Here is a 17,986-nt window from a genome sequence, read left to right as displayed (position 1 = left end):
TTCGGAATCCATCCGGCGTCTCAAAGTAAGTTGCAGGACTCGATGAGTTTGCATTCACTCCAAGTTGACGGTATCCAGATTCCTTCCAGCCCCGCTCCACAATTCCGAAGAAGCTCCCTCTTCGCGCCGCAGAAATTACAGTCAAGACTGCACGTCGCCGAGATACATCACACCTCCCTTCTGTGGACTCTCCATGAACCCAACGAACTGGCGGCTTAATTCTCGCAAACGTATCATCGAGGATCTCATCCGCCTTTTTTGCCGCTTCTTGCATGTTCATATGCCCACCACCACCACCACCATTACCTGAACCCGCCGAGCCATTCATAACTCCACATCCCGACAGGAGGAGCAGCGCTGTCACCAAAAAAGCAGAGTGCAATCTCACCTGGGATGCTCCCGTTGAATCTGTTCCGACTTCCCTGAAACGATTCTCGCAATATTGTCTGCCGACATCTGATCTTTGGACGGGTTGAAGTAATTCGAATGCGCTTCCACTGGTTCGTGCCCTCGCTCGAATGGGCGCGGGCCGTCGCTCACCGCGAACCTATTTGCTCCGAAGTCCCGGTGGGCCGGGTCGGTTCCAAACCAGGCCTCGCTTTCATCCGCCTGCGCATCTTGTGCCGCATAGCCGGCGAATCCGCCAGCGATGCCTCCCGCTGCGCCACCGATGACAGCACCTACCGGACCCGTGCTCGCACCCAGCACAAAACCTGTCGATGCCCCGCCTGCAACACCAGTCCCAATGCCGCTCGCTTCCTTACCGTTAGGTAGTTTGGTAACAGGATCGTTCTCAGCCGCCCCCACGAAAACGTGATTCTTTCCAACACCAAGCTCGTCAGCGGATCGCGCCCCCGTTCCTGGACTGCCAACCAGAATGATGTCGTCAGCGCCTGGGATACCAGCTCGCTCTTGAGCAGCAAGACCGACCGTCAGGGATCCATATGAGTGACCAATCGCCGTGATATGAGGATCGTCGTTTTGATTGGTTGCAGAAATACCGGCCATAAATTTGTTATATGCAAGAGCGCCAATCCTCGCATCCCCTTCACCCATCACATCCAAGCTTCCCAGAGGATCAGCGACTGAGGCTTGCGGCGCATCGTATCCGAGCCAAACGATCGAAGCGCTGGGAGTGCCCGGGTTCATTTCTTTCGCTCCAATAGCTGTATCTCTGGCCCGCTTCAAATCACCCTTCGCGAACTCTTCATCCAGGGAGGTATTCAGCCCCGGAACATACGCCGACACATTCTTGGCCGCATCCGGATTCCCGAACGAGACGATCGCCCGCCCGTTCCCCTCGTCCCCGATGCCGAGCAGGAACATCGGCGGCTGCCGCCCCTCCCGCAACTGCCGGTCGATCTCCCGCAGCCCCGCGAGCTGCGTCTCCGACTTCGCGTCGTCCCGCCCCTCCAGCTTCCCCATCAGCAGCTGCAGGTTGTCCCGGTTCGCCGCGTCCCGCACCAAGGCCGGAATGCCGTCCAAGTTGCCGATCTGGTCCGGGTACACCGCCAGGTACTCCTCGCGCTGTTCGTCCGTCAGGGCGGCCCACCATGCCTTCCGCTCGGCCGGTGACGCGTCGCGGGGGATGCCGTCTTTCAGGTAGCCGCGCGCCGCGTCCCGCACCGTGGCCGCATCGCCCGCCGCATCGGTCCACGTGGTGTCGGGGACCTTCAGCCCTTCCGCGGCCTTCAGCCGACGCAGGATGCGGGCGTACCGCCAGTCGATCTCGGCCGCCGTCCGCACGGCCTTCGCCACCCGGTCCGCGATGTCCTGCGCCTTTGCCGCGTTCGGGTTCGGCGCCACCAGGCCCGAGGGCGGCAGGACGCCCGGCGCCGCGTCGGCCAAGGCCTTGCCGCCCGGCAACGGCCTGCCGTCGATCAGGCCCTCTCCCGCCGCCGGGTACGTCACCGAACCGTCCGCGTGCACAGTGAGCTTCAGGGACTCGGCGTCGTCCAAGGCCTCGTGCAACGCCCGCTGCTGGGCGCGCAGTTCGTGGGCCATGCTGTTCAGCGTCGTACGGAGCAACCCGCACTCCGTGTAGACGTACTGCAGGTTGCTGCTCAGCTGCCGCAGCCGTCCGACCGCCGCGCTCGCCGCCTCGCCGCGCTGCGTACCGCGCAACCCGTTCAGCATCTGCGTCTCGATCCGGTCCCGGCCCGCGTCGGCACGGTTGCTCGCCCTGCCCCACCCGTCGGCCGCCCCCTCCAGTTCGGCGCACCTCAGGTCCCGTAACTGTGCCCAGGTGAGAGTCATCGCGGTCCACCCGTAACCGGCGCGAACGACGCCTTCACGGCTTCGTCCGTCTCTCTCTGGGCCCTGGCGACAGCCCGCAGCTTGCCGGCCAGGGCCCCGCACTCACCCCGCGCGGCCTCGAACCGTCGCTCCCACGACTCCCGCACGGCGCCCAGTTCCGCCAGCGCGGTCAGCCCGGCGGTCCCCGCGAGCAGTCCCTCGTGCGCGGTCTCCAGTTCCGTCTTCACCGGGCCGAGGTGCGTGCACATCACTTCCGCGCCACCGGCCGCTCGCTGCCAGGGCCCGTCGCTGTGCTTCAGTACGTCCCCGTCGCCGCCGCTCTTCAGCCCCGCCAGATCGCTCAGCCGCTGACGGCCCCCCGGCTGTCCCACCACTGTCACTCCGGTCACCCCGCTCCGTCCTTGATCGTGGAGCGGCACTGTGCCAAATCCCGTGCGGGCGACACGCCGCGCCCGCACGCGCCTCAAGGTGCTGTGCCCCAGCAGGGCCCGGCACACCACGACCCACGGTTCACCCGAACGGGCTATCCCCGTGTGACACCCGAGCCGGTTGGCCACGGTGATTGGTTCCCGCCCCTCCGCGACGGGCTCCGGCATGCGGGCCGGCCGGCTGTACGTGCCGGTCAGGCCGTCGCGGGGCCGGCCGGAACCGGGTCGGCGGCCAGACGGGCGTGCAGATGCTCGTCGTGGTACGCCCCGTCGCCGTAGCGGTAGGACTGGCGCAGCGTGCCCTCAAGCAGGAAGCCGCAGCGGCGGGCAACCCGACAGGAGGCCTCGTTGCCGATGGCGTGGGCGATCTCGATCCGGCGGGCGTCGGCGGTACTGAAGGCCCAGTCGGTCACCGCCGATGTCGCTCTGGTGGCCACGTTCCGTCCACGGGCGGCCGGGAGCGTCCAGTAGCCGATCATCGCCAGGCCGTCCGCGCGGTCGACCCAGCGCAGGGCGACGGCGCCCAGGAGTGCGCCGTCGGCCTCGCCCAGTACGGCGAAGGTGGCGGCGTCGCCGCGGTCCCAGCTGCCCTCGCGCAGCTCCAGCCACGCCATGGCCTCGGTGCGATCGGCGGCCGGCAAGGGGGTCCAGCGGGCGATCAGCGGGTCCGGCGCGGCGGCGACCAGCCCGTCCAGCATCGCCTCCAGATCGGCGCTCTCCCGGCTCCAGGGGCGCAGCAGTACGTCCCCCAGGTCGAGCGTGGCACGGACGAAGGCCCGCCGGTCGGCGGCCGGGGGTATGGAGGCGGAGGCACTCATACCCCCCTTCTTACGTGGGCCTCCCGCCCCACCACCAACGAATTTCCACCGTTCACGGACGGGGGGCGGCTCCGCTCAGCAGACCGCGCCCGGCCCCGACGCCGTGGCCCGGAGCAGGTCCCGCACCAGGTCGTAGTCAATGGCCTCCGCCTTGCGGAAGCGCAGACAGCCCTTCCCCATGTCCTGTCCGGCCAGCCGCTCCGTGAACGCCTCGCGCACGTCACTGCGCATCAGGTAGAAGGAGATGTACTGCTTCTGGGCGGCGAACGCGATCTCGACGGCACCGTCCCGCTCGTACGCGGGCATCCCGTACGCCATGACCTCGTCGAAACCGGCGAGCTCCGTCCGGCACAGCCGCCGCAGTCTCTCCAGGGCATCCCTGCGTTCCTCGGGCACCTCGGCCAGATACCCGGCCACGTCCTTCGCCTCGCTCCGTACCATGCAACGAGGCTATGCCCGCCCCGCGTGTCTGTCGCCCGGCCCGGACCACGACCTGGGGTCGTTCGTTCGGATGCGGACCAGGGCTCGCGAGCCCGGGGTGATCCGGACGAGAGGCCCTACTCCTCCCCCTTGGCCGCGCATTCCACCCAGAGCAGTTTCCCGCCCTGCCCGGGCAGTCCGGTCCCCATGGGGTGGGCGCCCCAGCTCTCCGCGTAGAGGGTGACGAGGTACAGCCCCCGCCCGCGTTCGGCGAGCTCTTCCGGGGCTTCGGCGCTCCATTGGAAGGGGGCGGGGATGTGGGGGTTGGTGTCCCAGACGCTCAGTCGTACACGGCTGCGCCCGGCGTCGCGCAGGCGCAGGGAGTAGGCCCCCGAGGAGTACAGGTAGGCGTTGGTGACCAGTTCGCTCGCCAACAGTTCTGCGGTCTCGGTGAGTTCCCGCATGCCGTGCACGCGCAGGACGGTGCGGAGGGTGGAGCGGACCACGCCGGGAGCGCGGGGATCCTGCGGGAGTTGGAGGGTGTACGCCCAGGGCGGGGATACCGTGGCACTGACCATGGAAGTCTCCGATCACGGAGGAGAGTTGAAGGGTGCGCTTCGGGTTGCCCGGTGACGAGACCGCTCCGTCGAGCGGGGTACTTCCGGGCGAGTGGCCTGAGCCTGACAGTAGAGCGAAACATGGAATGCATTCCATGAACTTCATGGATTACATGACAGATACCCTCGTGTGGGTGACCAAGCCGGGGAGCGAGTGATGTCATCCAGCGCCACACCAACAGCCCGTCGCCAACGGCTGGGGGCCGAACTCCGCAAGTTGCGCGAGCGCGCCGGAATCACCGCGCCCGAGGCCGCAAGGCTCCTCGGTGGCAACCAGGCGCGAATCAGCAACATCGAAGCCGGCCGCTACGGCGTCAGTGCCGAACGGGTGCGCACCCTGTCCTGCCACTACGGCTGCTCGGACCATGCGTTGGTCAACGCCCTGGCCGCCATGACGGGTGACCGCACGCGCGGGTGGTGGGAGGAGTACCGCGGGACCCTGCCCGCGCCGCTCCTCGACCTGGCGGAAATCGAGCACCACGCCCACAGGCTGCGCACAGCCGTCACCATCCATGTCCCCGGCCTCTTCCAGACCGCGGAATACGCACGTGAGGTCTTCCGCCAGGACGTGCCCGAGCTGTCGCCTCCCGACATCGAGCACCGCATCTCGTTCCGTATCAAACGACAGGCCGTGCTGTTCCGGGAATCACCGACGCCGCACCAGGCCGTGGTCCACGAGGCGGCACTGCGGATGCAGTTCGGCGGCCCGAAGGTGACCCACAAGCAACTTCAGCACCTCCTCGACATGGGCGAGCGCGACCACATCACCCTCCGGGTCATCCCCTTCTCCGCCGGAACCCTTGCCGGGTCGGGTCAGTCGATCTACTACTTCCTCGGCCCGGTCCCACAGCTCGACACCGTCAACCTGGACCAGTCCCATGGCCCCGTCTTCCTCGACGCCGAGGCCCAGTTGGAGAAGTACCGCATCCTGTTCGCCCGCATGGAAGCCACCGCGCTGGACCGCGAAGAGTCCAGGGACTTCATCCACAACATCGCCCGCGACCTGTGAAGGAACCCACGATGCCCGCTCCCGCCTGGCAGAAATCGTCCTACTGCGCACAGGGAAATTCCTGTGTACACATAGCCGCCCCCGTCCCCGGCACGGTCTGTCTCACCGAGAGCGGCGACCCCACCGGGGCGATACTCCGCACCACACCCACCGCGTGGGCAGCCCTCGTACGCACCTTGAAGGAGAGCCACGCCCATGGCTGACATCCCCACCGACCTCACCTGGGTCCGCGCCGCCCCCGAGGGCGAGGAGGGCCCCGGCCCCTGGATCGAGATCGCCTTCGGCCCGGACGAACTCGTCCATCTCCGCGAGACCGGCGACCCCACCAACGTCGTCACCACCACCCAGATCAAGTGGGACGCCTTCACCAAGGGAGTCCAGGCCGGCGAGTTCGACCACTTCACCGAGGGCGGCGACGAGGAGAACCCACCGACTCGGCACTGACCGCCGGCCCCACCCCCGCGCGGTAACGTGACACCTCCCGGGTCGACCGTCACGTTCCCGCACAGGGGCTGCCTCCAGGGATGCCGGATCATCCCGGTTCTGTCCCGGATCGCCGCAGAACTCGGTACAGCGACGGCCGAAACCTGGCGGCTCCCGATGCCTGCTGCCACGCTTCCCGGCATGACCGACAAAGAAATGAACAACCAGGACGTGGTCTTCGCCGACTCCCAGATCGGCAAGGGCATCAAGCCGCTCGCCCAGCACGGTTCGGTCGTCATCGGCGCGGACGGGACTCTCGCACTCGTGGGCACGAACGGAGACGTGATCGACTCCGCGCCCCTCCGGGAGGTCACCGCCAAGCGCATGTGGGTCACCGGCGGACAGACCGTCTCCCTGACGCTCCAGGGGCGGAAGTACAACACCACTCCCGGCTGGGGTTCTCGCGGCAGCCAGGGTGTCATCGGCATCACCGGCGCGGCAAAGGCCCTGGTGAAGCTCATCGAGAACAACGGAGCCCGTTGAGACCGCAGGCCTCGCAGAGGCGGAGGGTCTGAACTGGTACTCCTGCCCCGTCCGGACCTGGCGGTCACGCCGAGCAGTCCCACCGGCCATACGCGGCATGGACCCCCTCGAACTGCGGACGACTCATCAGATCACACCACTATCCGCTAGTTCGACCGATTCATGCGCAGGACCGGCACTCCCGGCGTGTCCAGCCACACACACGGCGGCACGCCGAACCGATTCGCCGATCACGTGTCCGCCCACCGCGCCCCGGGCATGATCGACAACATGAGCGACGACCCGGGCCGGATACTCCGCTGGAACTTCTTCATCGGCGGACACCTGAGCGCCTCGGTGCCCGTACGCCTCGTCGAGCGCACCGAAGCGGGCCAGCTGGTGTGGATGGAGGCCGGCACACCGATGTGGCGTACGGAGATTCCATGCGGGGCGCATCTGCGGGACATCGCCCCGCACGACCGCCCGGCCGACGGGTATCCCGTGGTCGCCGGCCGGTGGCCGATGGGCAGCGCGCTCTTCTACCAGCCCGCCGACGCCTCGCACTCCGTTCTCTGGCTCTTCGGCCGCAGACAGAAGTTCCGTGGCTGGTACGTAAATCTGGAGCGCCGGGTCCACCACGGTGACGACATCGACATCACCGACCACGAACTCGACATCAACGTGGCGCCGGACCGGAGCTGGCGGTGGAAGGACGAGCAGTCCTTCGCCGAGAAGACCGGTGACCCGGCCTACTGGTCGGCCGATGAGGCATCGGCCATCCGGAGCGAGGGCGACTCGGTCGTACGGCTCGCCGAAGCCGGAACGTTTCCCTTCGACGGCACCTGGTGCGATTTCCGGCCGCCACCGAACTGGACGACACCGCCCCGGCCACCCGCCCCGCGCCACCCCCTGCTCTGACCTGGCCAAGCGACGGCCGGGCCCTGCGCGAAGGTCTCGGCCAGGGTGGCGGGATGGCATTCATTGCCCGACGTCACCCCCCGTGATACACAGAGTAACCATACGTATTCGGTCATACACCGATTCGATCCGCAGGTCAGGGGGTCGGATCGGTCAAACGTACGAGATCCGGCTAAAGAGAGCCGTCAAGCCGTCGTACGAGAGCAGTTTCATCAGCGAAGATAGAGAGCGACCCGTGTCGTGTGGCAGGGGCAATGAACTACCCAACAGGGGCGGTGACTTACATGATCCTGGCAGCTGAAAAGGGCGACATCACCACCATCATCGGCGGAATCGCCCCGAACTGGGGGCCGTTCGGGACCTTGGGCAACGAGGCCCGCGTAATGATCGAGGTCGTGATGGCCATTGCCATCCTGCTCTGCCTCGGCATCGCGGTCTGGGGCGCGGCGAAGCAGCGCATCGGCGCCACGGCCCTGCGCGACACGTTCAGCGCGGAGCAGGGCAAGGGGCTGATCGTTGCCGGTCTGACCGGTGTGTTCATCATCGGATCTCTGGGAACCTTGTTCACCATCGTCTACGGGATGGCCGTCTGACCGGCGGTCATCCCACGCCAGGGGCACTCCAGCCCGCCCCCACACCATCCGTCCGTCGTGCCCACCGGCAGAGGTTGCGTCTCCCTGATGTCGAGTCACCACACCGCGCCCGCGCGGGAACCCGCACGGCTACCGTCGTACTACCCGGTTCAGGAAACGGTTGAGGGGGCGTACGCGGCATGAGTCCCGGCGACGAGAAAGGCTACGGCAGCGGTTCGAGCCGTACGGACGATGGATACAGCACCATCGGCGGTACGCGCCAGACCCGTACCCGCCTTCCCGACCGCGAGGGCGGCGACAGCTACGGCACCCCCCGCCGCCCCGCCCGCAGCTCCCGCTCCCTCGTCACGGTGGTCGGCGTGGTCGTCCTCCTGATCGCGGCTATCGCGTTCGCGAACATGAGCGGAGGCAGCGGAGACGGCAACGGCGGTCGCTCGGGAAGCGGCGGGGGCAAACCGGACTCGTCGTCCACGGCGGCCACGGGGACGAAGCCGGTGACGGGGAAGAACGGTTCGATTCCGTCGGGGTTCGCCCATGACGAGCAGGGGGCGCAGAGCGCGGCCACGAACTACTCGGTGGCACTCGTTTCTGCGGACATCCTCAAGCCGGCCAGACGCGCCGAGATCGTTCGCCAGATCTTCGTCCCCGCCAGGGTCAGCGAACTCGAAACCAAGTTCAATCAGGCATACAGCAAGGACTTCCTCGACAAGATCGGCCTTGACGAAAACGGCAACGCAGCTGCTGGCATGACCTACGTCTCGCGGACTGCTCCGGTCGGAACCAAGGTAATCGAGTTTTCGCAGACCTCCACCACGGTGGAGGTCTGGTGCACAGGAGTCTTCGGCACGGCAGGAGTCAGTTCCACCAACCCGGTGAGCAATGACTGGTTCACCATGACGCTGAAACTCCAGTGGGAGGGCAACGACTGGAAGGTTGACAGCTTCTCCCAGAGGGAGGGACCGGCACCGGTGAACACCGACCGTACGGCCTCCAACGCCGACGAGATCGCCAAGGCCGTCGAGGAGTACGGAGGGTTCACCTATGCCCGCTAGTTCACGTCTCGTACTCAAAGTCGGTGCGGTCCTGGCAAGCGTCCAGGCAACAGCAGTAATCCTGGCAACTCGTGCGGCTGCAGATCCGACTCCCGGCCCTTCAACCACACCGTCCGCCAAGGACAAGTGCGACCTCATCGTCGGCCCCGCCAAGGACTACTGCGAAAAAGGCGACGCAGGCGCCCCCTCCACCGTCCCCAGCAGCCCCGACAACGCACTCGACCCCCTCTCCTCCCTCGCCCGCGGCTGCGCCGACGCCGCCGCGTGGATCGTCGGCAAGCTCAGCGACGCCGTGAAGAGCACCGCCAACGTCGACTTCACGAACACCAAGTTCCTCCAGCAGTACGCGATCGTCTTCGCCGCCTCCACCGTCCTCACCCTCGTCCTGTGGCTGCTCGCCGTGGCCAAGCGCGCCATCCGCGGCGTGCCGCTGACCACCGCGATCTCCGAGGCCATCGGGTTCCTCTGGCTGACGGTCCTCGCCTCGGCGTTCACCCCGCTGATCCTCTACACGGTCGTCTCCGCGACCGACGGCGTCACCGAGATCATCGCCACGTCCTCCGGCGGGCAGACGGACGTCTTCTTCGGATCGTTCGCCGAAGCACTCAAGAAGGGCTCCGACATCGGCGGCGGACCGATCATGCTGATCGTCGTCTCGCTGGTCTCGATCCTCGCCGCCGGCATCCTCTGGCTGGAGCTCGTCATCCGCGCCGCCCTGCTCTACGTCGGCGCCCTCCTCGGCACCGTCGTCTACGCGGGGCTCGTCGACAAGAACATGTGGGGCCACGTCCGCCGCTGGGCAGGCATCATGATCGCGGTGATCATGGTCAAGCCGGTCATCGTCGTCGTGCTCGGGCTGGCCGGCGCGCTCTCCCAGGACGACGGGCCGAACGCGTTCTCCGCCGTCGTGTCCGGCCTCGCCATCATCCTGCTCGCGATCTTCGCCTCCGCGATGATCTACCGGTTCGTCCCCGGCTTCGGCGACGAGATCCAGGGCGCCCGCACCAACCGCAAGCAGGCCACCGACGGCTCCCAGGCCGCCGCCATGATCAGTTCACCGGCCGCCCTCGTCTCCCAGGGCATCAAGACCCACAGCAGCCGCAGCGGCCAGAACGGCGGCGACAGCGGCAGCGGCGGCGCCCGGCCGGCCAATGCGGTCAGCGGTGGTGTCGCCGCGCACAGCTCCCGCAACTCCGGCGGCGGGAGCGGATCCGCCCCCTCGGCCACACCTCCGCCCCGCAGCGGATCGGGACCGGTCTCCGGCACCCCGCACGGCAGCCGCTCCCCCCGAGGCGGCGGATCAGGCAGTTCAGGTAACAACAGCACGGGAGGTGGAGGGCGTTGACGACTCCGTCCCACACGATCGCGCCCCGCCGTACGTATCTCATCGGCCGCGCCCGGCCGAACGCGATCGTCGGCAAGAACCGCGAGACCGGCGAGATCGCGCTGATCATCGCGGGTGCGTTCCTCGGCATGATGAGCGGGCTGCTCGTCCCCTACCTGGCCCCGCGGATCGCGCTGCTCACGGGCTTCCCCATCCTCGCCCTGGCGATCGTGTACCTCCCGTACAAACACCGCACCTTCTACAAATGGTTTGAGATCAACCGCAGCTACAAGCGCTCCCTGCGCCGCGGTACGGCCTACCGCTCCGGCGCCATGGAGGCGGGCATCGGCGCCGACGGGCGCGAGGTCGAGATCGGCCCGCCCCCCGGCATCGGCCGGATCAACTGGCTCGCCGCCCCCTTCGGACCGGACGAGATCGCCGTACTCCTGCACGCCGACCGCCGCACCGTCACCGCCGCGATCGAGATCGAGGGCCCCGGCGTCGGCCTGCGCGACAGCGAGGACCAGGAAGCCCTCGTCGACCGGTTCGGCACGCTGCTGAAGCACGTCGCCAACGGCGACGGCTTCGTCACCCGCATCCAGATGCTGGCCCGCACCCTCCCCGCCGACCCCGACGCCCACGCCAAGGACGTCGCCCAGCGCGGCGACCACACGTCCCCGGGCTGGCTGCGGGATTCGTACGACCAGCTCCAGTCCATGGTCTCCACCTCCAGCGAGCAGCACCGCGCCTACCTCGTCGCCTGCATGCACTTCACCCGCGAGCTGGCCGCCGAGGCCAACGCCATGGCCCGCGCCGCCCGCCCCGAGGCCGGCCGCAAGCTCGACCGGGACGCGGGCCTCGCCGTCGTCATGGCGCGCGAACTCACCGACATCTGCGCCCGCCTGGCCGAGGCCGACATCCGGGTGCGCCAGCCGCTCGGCCAGAGCCGGCTCGCCTCCCTCGTGCACTCCATGTACGACCCCGACCACCCCATCGACCACATCCAGGCCATGACCAAGCGCAACGCCTGGCCGGCCGAACTCGACGCCGTCGAGCCGACGTTCCTCCAGGCCAAGACCCGCGAGTCGGCCACCCGCGCGCCCTGGTGCCACTCCACGGCCTGGGTGAAGGAATGGCCGATGACCCCCGTCGGCGTCAACTTCCTGGCCCCGCTCCTCGTCCACACACCCGATGTGATCCGTACGGTCGCCGTCTGCATGGACCTCGAACCCACCGAGGTCGCCATCGAGCGGATGCTCACCGAGAAGACCAACGACGAGGCGGAAGCCAGCCGTCAGGCCAAGATGAACCGCACCGTCGACCCGCGCGACATCGCCGCACACGGCCGGCTCGACCAGCGGGGTGAAGACCTCGCGAGCGGTGCGGCCGGAGTGAACCTGGTGGGGTACATCACCGTGTCCTCGCGTTCGCCCGAGTCCCTCGCCCGCGACAAGCGGACGATCCGGGCCTCGGCCGGCAAGTCGTATCTCAAGCTGGAGTGGTGCGACCGCGAGCACCACCGCGCCTTCGTGAACACCCTGCCGTTCGCCACCGGCATCCGTCGCTGACCCCGGAACGACCGAGAGAACCGAGAGAAACGAGAGGGAGGTCGGTCACGCCATGCGAGATCCGCTGTCCGCGCTTTCGGACGCCTTCACCGCCTTCCTCTTCGGGAAGGTGGAGACGACGAGGCTGCCCGTCCGTACGTCGACCGGACAGGCCCAGGCCGTCTATCTGCCCACCGCGGCCCCCGGCCTCGGCGACTCCGGCGTGATCATCGGCCGCGAGGTGTACTCCGGCAAGGGCTACATCTACGACCCCTTCCAGCTGTACGGACAGCAGCTCCCCGCCCCGCACTGGCTGGTGCTCGGCGAGTCCGGCAACGGCAAGTCCGCGCTGGAGAAGACGTACGTGCTCCGCCAGCTCCGCTTCCGCGACCGCCAGGTCGTCGTCCTGGACGCCCAGGGCGAGGACGGCGTCGGCGAATGGAACCTCATCGCCCAGGAGCTCGGCCTCACCCCGATCCGCCTCGACCCGACCGCCGCGCTCAACGGCGGCATCAAGCTCAACCCGCTCGACCCCTCGATCACCACGACCGGCCAGCTCGCCCTGCTCCGCACGATCATCGAAGTCGCGATGGGACACGGCCTCGACGAACGGTCCGGCTTCGCGCTGAAGGTCGCCCACGCGTACGTCAACGAGACGATCAGCGACCGGCAGCCGGTCCTGACCGACATCGTCGACCAACTCCGCCATCCGGAGCCCGAATCCGCCGAGGCGATGAACGTCGACATAGACGATGTACGGGCCTGGGGCCTGGATGTCGCCCTCGTCCTGGACCGGCTGGTCGACGGTGACCTGCGCGGCATGTTCGACGGGCCGACGAGCGTCGGCATCGACCTCGACGCCCCGCTGATCGTCTTCGACCTCTCACACATCGACCGGAACTCGATCGCCATGCCGATCCTGATGGCGATCGTCGGCGTCTGGCTGGAGCACACCTGGATCAGGCCCGACCGGAAGAAACGCATCTTCCTGGTCGAAGAGGCCTGGCACATCATCAACTCGCCCTTCGTGGCCCAGCTCTTCCAGCGCCTGCTGAAGTTCGGCCGACGGCTGGGCCTGTCGTTCGTGGCCGTCGTCCACCACCTCAGCGACGTCGTCGACGGAGCGGCGGCCCGCGAGGCCGCGGCGATCCTCAAGATGGCGTCGACCCGCACGATCTACGCCCAGAAGGCCGACGAGGCCAGAGCGACGGGACGCGTGCTCGGCCTGCCCCGGTGGGCGGTCGAGATCATCCCGACCCTCACCCCCGGCATCGCGGTCTGGGACGTCAACGGCAACGTCCAGGTGGTCAAACACCTGATCACCGAGGCGGAACGCCCGCTGGTCTTCACCGACCGCGCGATGACCGAGTCCTCGGCCGCCGAACTCGTCCCGGAGGACGTACGCGCCGCCGAGCTGGAGGCCGAACAGCGCGCGGCCCGGATCGAGCACCAACAACGGCTGAACGAGTCGTCCGAGTCAACGGTGGCATGACATGGCGGGGCGCGGCGAGGTACGTACCGGGGGCAGTGGAAGCGGCGGCATCCCGGACGGGCTGCTGATAGGGCTGCTGGCCTTCCTGCTCGGGCTGACGCTCCTGGCCTGGACGGCCACCGGCCTGGCCGGACTCCTCGCGCACGGCGCCTGGCCGGAAGGGGTCACCCTCACCGAGACCCCGCTGGCGATGCGTCGACTCGTCACCACCCCGCACGACCTCCCGGCCGCCTGGCCGAACACCCCGGCGGACGCGCTCTCCGGGTACGGCCTGTTCTGGGGCCTGTTCATCGGCGAACTGATGGTGCTGGTGGTGCTGACGGTGTTCGTGCTGGGCGTGGTGGCCCGCTGGCGGGCGGTACGCGCGCGGCAGCGCGACGAACGGTACGGCGGCGGGGGCACGACGGGGGACGGAGTCGAGGCCGTACGGTCCCGACAGCACGAGCCCCGCACCGAAACCCTCGCCGAAGCCCGTACCGAGGCCGAGGCCCCACCACAGCCCCAGCCGGTACCCACCCCCACCCCTGCGTCTGCGCAGCAACCGCAACCAACGCTCCAGCACCCGGCGGTCACACCCGCCCCAGCGGCGCCCCTCGTGCCCGTACCCGTACCCGCGCCCACCCCCGTGGAGCACGCACCGTCCGACACCGATCCACTCCCAGGCCACGCGACCGTGCTCCCCGCCCCCCGCACCCCCCTCGTCATGTACGGACCGGCCGCCACCCGCCGCCCCACCGTCGTCCAGGCGATCCAGGAGGCCGACGGGCCCGCGCTCGTCGTCACCTCCGACCCCACCGTCTGGGCCGAGACGAAGGACGCCCGCGCCAAGCTCGGCCCGGTCCTCGTCTACGACCCGGGCCACCTCTGCGACACCCCGGCCCGCCTCCACTGGTCCCCCACGGCGGGCTGCGAGCAGCCCGATACGGCCGCCGCCCGCTCCACGGCGCTCCTCGCCCCGGTCCGGCCGCAGGCCCGTATCGACGCGACGACGGCCGACACCGCGGAAACGCTCCTGAAGTGCTGGCTGCACGCTGCCGCCATCGACGGCCGCCCCTTCCGCCAGGTCCACCGCTGGGCCCTCGGCGGCAGCGCCCACGAACCGGTGCGCCTGCTCCGTACCCACCCCAAAGCCGCCTCCGGACTCGCCGGCCTGCTGGAGTCCGCACTCACCGCCCACCCCGAACGCCGCGAGATGGCCCAGGAACTGACGGTACGGGCCTTCGCCGCGCTCTCCTCGGTCCACATCCGCGACGCCTGCACGCCCAACCGGGCGGATTCGCTCGTGCTGGAATCTTTCGCGGACGAAGGGGGCACCCTCTATGTGGTGGGTGAACCGATCGAGGATCCCCGCTCGGGTCCCGGAGCGATGCCCCTGCTCACGGCACTCGCCTCGCACGTGGTCGAGCACGGCCGCCGCATGGCCGCACGGTCAACCGACGGTCGGCTCGACCCACCAATGACGCTCGTGCTCGACGACGTCGCCGCGGTGGCACCCCTGCCCCGGCTCCCGGAGCTGCTGTCGACCGGCCAGGCCACGGGCCTGCCGACCCTGGCCCTCCTCCGCTCCCGCGAGCAGGCCCGCGCCCGCTGGACGCAGGACCTCATGGACTCACGCTGAACGCACTCACGCTGAAGGACTCACGCTGACCGGACGGCCCCCGCGCGCCCCGCCCACGCCGCCGGCCGCCCCACCGCGTACTCGAGCTCCCGCGCGGACGGGTCGCCCGGCACGGGCGCCGAATTGCCGGTGACCACGAATCCGATCCGCCGATAGAGCGCCGCCGCCCGCGCGTTGTCCTCGTGCACATACAGCCGCGCCCGCTCGATCCGTGGCTCACCCAACGACCACGCCCAGTCCGTCCCGGCCCGGAACAACGCCTCCGCCAGTCCCCCGCCCCGCGCCTCGGGCCGTACGAACACACCGACCACATGGGCCTGGTGGACGTCGACCGCCTCCCCGAAGCGCACCACCGCGCCCGGCCGCTCGATCCGCACGGTGACGCTGCCGTCCCACCGCCCACCGGGCCCTACGGCGACGAACTGCCGCGCTTCACCGCTCCCGGCCTCGGAGGCGCCGAGCGCCCGGTCCCGCCAGAACGCGTCGGGCTGTGCCGCGCTCTGCTCGTACGTCTCCACAAACGCCATCGACGCCACCGGGTCCTGCAGGGCGGTCAGCCGCAACTCCTTGACCAGGGGCCATTCGTCGGCTCGTACCGCTCGAATCACATGCTCCATCGGCCGATCCTGTCCCGCCCTCCCGAACTGCGCAACCACCGTGCGCGGTCCACGGCGACCAGGGTGTCGTCGTACCCCGGTACTACCCGCACCACCACATCCCGCCCCAGGTCCGACGCCCACCGCACGCCCCCTCCGTAGCGTCGACCGCATGATCAGGGCATACGAACTCACCAAGAGGTACGGAGACACCACCGTCGTCCACGACCTCGACTTCACCGTCCGGCCCGGCACCGTCACCGGATTCCTCGGGCCGGCCGCCCGCGAGGATGGACGCGTGACGGACGACCACAAGGACCGGGGTTCGGGCACCACCGCACTGACCGGGCACCTCCAGCAACTGCTCCAGCGCGTCCGCGCGTTCGACCTGCGACGGCCCGGGGTCTGGAACGGGCTGCTCACCACGTTCTGGGCGATCTTCGCCGTGCTCGACTTCACCACCGGCGGCTGGCGCACCGTGGCCGGCGACCAGAGCGCGCCCGAACCCGTGGTCCTGCTGATGAGCGTGGCGTTCTCCGTACCGCTGCTGTGGCGCCGCACCCATCCGTCGGCCGTGCTGGTGTTCATGACCCCGTTCGCCCTGATCAATGTCTGGACGGGGGCGCTCGTCCAGGCCGCCTACCTGCAGGAGATCGTCGTCTTCAACATCGCGCTACGGCTGCCCATGCGGGCCCTGGCGCGGGCGGGCGCCCTGGTGACCGTCCCGCTCGTGGCCGGCTCGGTGCGCTTCCCGCACAGCTGGGACCTGCTGTTCGTCCCCCACCTCTGGGCGTTCGCACTCGCGGCCCTGCTGGGAATCGTGGTCCGTACGCGCAAGGAGTACACGGAGGCCCTCGTCGACCGCGCCCGTCGGCTGGAGCTCGAACGCGACCAACAGGCCCGTCTCGCCGCAGCCGCCGAACGGACCCGGATCGCACGGGAGATGCACGACATCATCGGCCACAACCTCTCCGTCATCACGGGCCTCGCGGACGGCGGCGCATACGCCGCGGCCAAGAGCCCCGACCGGGCGGCCCAAGCCCTGGACGCCATCAGCACCACGAGCCGGCAGGCCCTCACGGAACTGCGCCGCCTGCTCGGTGTCCTGCGCGACCACCCCGCCGAGGCCGAGCGCACCCCGCAGCCGACCCTCGACGACATGGACGCGCTCCTCACCGGCGTACGAACAGCGGGGCTCCCCGTGCGCCTGCGCGTCCGGGGCACGCCTCCACCGTCCCCACCCACCGCCGGACGGCAGTTGACGGTCTACCGAGTGGTGCAGGAGGCACTCACCAATACGCTGAAGCACGGCGGCACCGGCCCGTCGCTGACCGCGGAGGTCACGCTCACCTACCGGGCGAAGGAGCTGGAGGCCCTGATCACGGACACGGGCACCGCTCCGAACGGACCCGAGGGGGGCGGGCAGGGAATCACCGGGATGCGCGAACGGGCATCCCTCTACGACGGCACACTCGAAGCGGGCCCACTGCTGACCCAGGCCACAGCCACGGCTCCGGCCACGGCCGGCTGGCGGGTGCGGCTCCGACTACCCCTGGAGGACACCCCCTCGTGACGACCGTGCTGATCGCGGACGACCAGCCGATGCAACGCTTCGGCTTCCGCATGCTGCTGGAGAGCCAGGACGACATGACGGTCGTCGGCGAGGCCGCCAACGGCCACAAGGCTCTGAACCTTGTCTCCCGGCACCATCCGGACGTGGCATTGATGGACATCCGCATGCCGCTCCTGGACGGCATCGAAGCCACGCGCCGCATCATCAGGACCGGCGCCCGCACGCGCGTCCTCATTGTCACGACCTTCGACCTCGACCGGTACGCCTACGACGGCCTCCAGGCCGGCGCCAGCGGTTTCCTCATCAAGGACGCGCTGCCCGAGGAACTCCTCTCCGGCATACGCGCTGTGGCAAGCGGCGACGCGGTGGTCGCCCCCAGCCTCACCCGCCGCCTTCTGGACGCGTACGCGCACCACCTGCCGGCTGTGCCCGGCGGCCCCACGACGCCGGACGCCCGCATCGCGAGCCTCACCGAACGGGAAAGGGAAATCCTCACGGTCATCGGCCGGGGCTGGACCAACACGGAGATCGCCGAGCGGCTCCACCTCGCCGAATCGACGGTGAAGACACATGTCACGCGCATTCTCGCCAAAACGGGATCCCGCGACCGCGTCCAGGCAGTCATCCTGGCCTACGACACCCGCCTGGTCACCGCCGACTGAACAGGAAAAGAGGGGTAAACGCGGAAAAGCCCCGTGCCACAAGGGCACGGGGCTTTTCCGTAAAAGGAGTTCGGCGGCGTCCTACTCTCCCACAGGGTCCCCCCTGCAGTACCATCGG

General features: G+C 68.8%; 19 protein-coding genes. 13 read left to right on the top strand and 6 right to left on the bottom strand.

Annotated features, from left to right (window positions below; genetic code table 11):
• Positions 1-384 precede the first annotated feature (384 nt).
• From ACZ68L_RS25140 to ACZ68L_RS25120, 5 genes are all read right to left on the bottom strand, one after another.
• Positions 385-2,256: an alpha/beta hydrolase gene (locus ACZ68L_RS25140; RefSeq protein ID WP_469580458.1), complete on the bottom strand. Its 1,872-nt coding sequence runs from the start codon at positions 2,254-2,256 to the stop codon at positions 385-387.
• Positions 2,253-2,645 carry a hypothetical protein gene (locus ACZ68L_RS25135; protein ID WP_469580456.1) on the bottom strand — a complete coding sequence of 131 codons (393 nt, stop codon included), beginning with the start codon at positions 2,643-2,645 and terminating at the stop codon, positions 2,253-2,255. The genes ACZ68L_RS25140 and ACZ68L_RS25135 overlap by 4 nt, the downstream gene beginning before the upstream one ends.
• A gap of 233 nt (positions 2,646-2,878) precedes the next feature.
• A complete protein-coding gene (locus tag ACZ68L_RS25130; protein ID WP_469580453.1) occupies positions 2,879-3,502 on the bottom strand; it encodes a GNAT family N-acetyltransferase in 624 nt (207 codons plus the stop codon).
• A gap of 75 nt (positions 3,503-3,577) precedes the next feature.
• Positions 3,578-3,943: an iron chaperone gene (locus ACZ68L_RS25125; RefSeq protein WP_469580450.1), complete on the bottom strand. Its 366-nt coding sequence runs from the start codon at positions 3,941-3,943 to the stop codon at positions 3,578-3,580.
• 116 nt (positions 3,944-4,059) lie between these two features.
• Positions 4,060-4,500 (bottom strand): ATP-binding protein, encoded by a 441-nt coding sequence (locus tag ACZ68L_RS25120; RefSeq protein ID WP_469580449.1) that lies wholly within the window; start codon positions 4,498-4,500, stop codon positions 4,060-4,062.
• A 196-nt stretch (positions 4,501-4,696) separates the two neighbouring features.
• Here ACZ68L_RS25120 and ACZ68L_RS25115 point away from each other — a divergent pair, with 196 nt between their 5' ends.
• From ACZ68L_RS25115 to ACZ68L_RS25065, 11 genes are all read left to right on the top strand, one after another.
• On the top strand, positions 4,697-5,548 hold the full coding sequence (locus ACZ68L_RS25115; RefSeq protein ID WP_469580446.1) for a helix-turn-helix domain-containing protein: 852 nt from the start codon (positions 4,697-4,699) through the stop codon (positions 5,546-5,548).
• 11 nt (positions 5,549-5,559) lie between these two features.
• A complete protein-coding gene (locus ACZ68L_RS25110; protein WP_469580444.1) occupies positions 5,560-5,751 on the top strand; it encodes a DUF397 domain-containing protein in 192 nt (63 codons plus the stop codon).
• Entirely contained in the window at positions 5,744-5,992 is a 249-nt protein-coding gene (locus ACZ68L_RS25105; RefSeq protein ID WP_469580442.1) for a DUF397 domain-containing protein, read from the top strand. Before ACZ68L_RS25110 ends, ACZ68L_RS25105 begins: the two co-directional genes overlap by 8 nt.
• A gap of 180 nt (positions 5,993-6,172) precedes the next feature.
• Positions 6,173-6,514: a hypothetical protein gene (locus ACZ68L_RS25100; RefSeq protein ID WP_469580440.1), complete on the top strand. Its 342-nt coding sequence runs from the start codon at positions 6,173-6,175 to the stop codon at positions 6,512-6,514.
• A gap of 258 nt (positions 6,515-6,772) precedes the next feature.
• Positions 6,773-7,411, top strand: a complete 639-nt coding sequence (locus tag ACZ68L_RS25095; RefSeq protein WP_469580858.1) for a DUF402 domain-containing protein — start codon at positions 6,773-6,775, stop codon at positions 7,409-7,411.
• 284 nt (positions 7,412-7,695) lie between these two features.
• Positions 7,696-8,004 (top strand): hypothetical protein, encoded by a 309-nt coding sequence (locus ACZ68L_RS25090; protein WP_018101695.1) that lies wholly within the window; start codon positions 7,696-7,698, stop codon positions 8,002-8,004.
• Between the two features lie 179 nt (positions 8,005-8,183).
• On the top strand, positions 8,184-9,056 hold the full coding sequence (locus ACZ68L_RS25085; RefSeq protein WP_469580438.1) for a DUF8175 domain-containg protein: 873 nt from the start codon (positions 8,184-8,186) through the stop codon (positions 9,054-9,056).
• Positions 9,046-10,401 (top strand): hypothetical protein, encoded by a 1,356-nt coding sequence (locus ACZ68L_RS25080; protein WP_469580435.1) that lies wholly within the window; start codon positions 9,046-9,048, stop codon positions 10,399-10,401. The genes ACZ68L_RS25085 and ACZ68L_RS25080 overlap by 11 nt, the downstream gene beginning before the upstream one ends.
• Positions 10,398-11,948 carry an SCO6880 family protein gene (locus ACZ68L_RS25075; protein WP_469580433.1) on the top strand — a complete coding sequence of 517 codons (1,551 nt, stop codon included), beginning with the start codon at positions 10,398-10,400 and terminating at the stop codon, positions 11,946-11,948. The genes ACZ68L_RS25080 and ACZ68L_RS25075 overlap by 4 nt, the downstream gene beginning before the upstream one ends.
• A 52-nt stretch (positions 11,949-12,000) precedes the next feature.
• Complete coding sequence (locus tag ACZ68L_RS25070; RefSeq protein ID WP_469580431.1) at positions 12,001-13,419, top strand: ATP-binding protein; 1,419 nt, start codon at positions 12,001-12,003, stop codon at positions 13,417-13,419.
• 1 nt (position 13,420) lies between these two features.
• Positions 13,421-15,037, top strand: a complete 1,617-nt coding sequence (locus tag ACZ68L_RS25065) for a type IV secretory system conjugative DNA transfer family protein (RefSeq protein WP_469580429.1) — start codon at positions 13,421-13,423, stop codon at positions 15,035-15,037.
• A gap of 20 nt (positions 15,038-15,057) precedes the next feature.
• Here ACZ68L_RS25065 and ACZ68L_RS25060 read toward each other — a convergent pair whose 3' ends face one another.
• Complete coding sequence (locus ACZ68L_RS25060; RefSeq protein ID WP_469580427.1) at positions 15,058-15,654, bottom strand: GNAT family N-acetyltransferase; 597 nt, start codon at positions 15,652-15,654, stop codon at positions 15,058-15,060.
• A 151-nt stretch (positions 15,655-15,805) separates the two neighbouring features.
• Here ACZ68L_RS25060 and ACZ68L_RS25055 point away from each other — a divergent pair, with 151 nt between their 5' ends.
• On the top strand, positions 15,806-17,206 hold the full coding sequence (locus ACZ68L_RS25055) for a sensor histidine kinase (protein ID WP_469580425.1): 1,401 nt from the start codon (positions 15,806-15,808) through the stop codon (positions 17,204-17,206).
• On the top strand, positions 17,203-17,868 hold the full coding sequence (locus ACZ68L_RS25050; protein ID WP_469580422.1) for a response regulator: 666 nt from the start codon (positions 17,203-17,205) through the stop codon (positions 17,866-17,868). Before ACZ68L_RS25055 ends, ACZ68L_RS25050 begins: the two co-directional genes overlap by 4 nt.
• Positions 17,869-17,986 lie beyond the last annotated feature (118 nt).

This window comes from Streptomyces sp. NPDC104309, from assembly GCF_055584025.1.
This window is presented reverse-complemented; position numbering and strand designations above follow the sequence as displayed.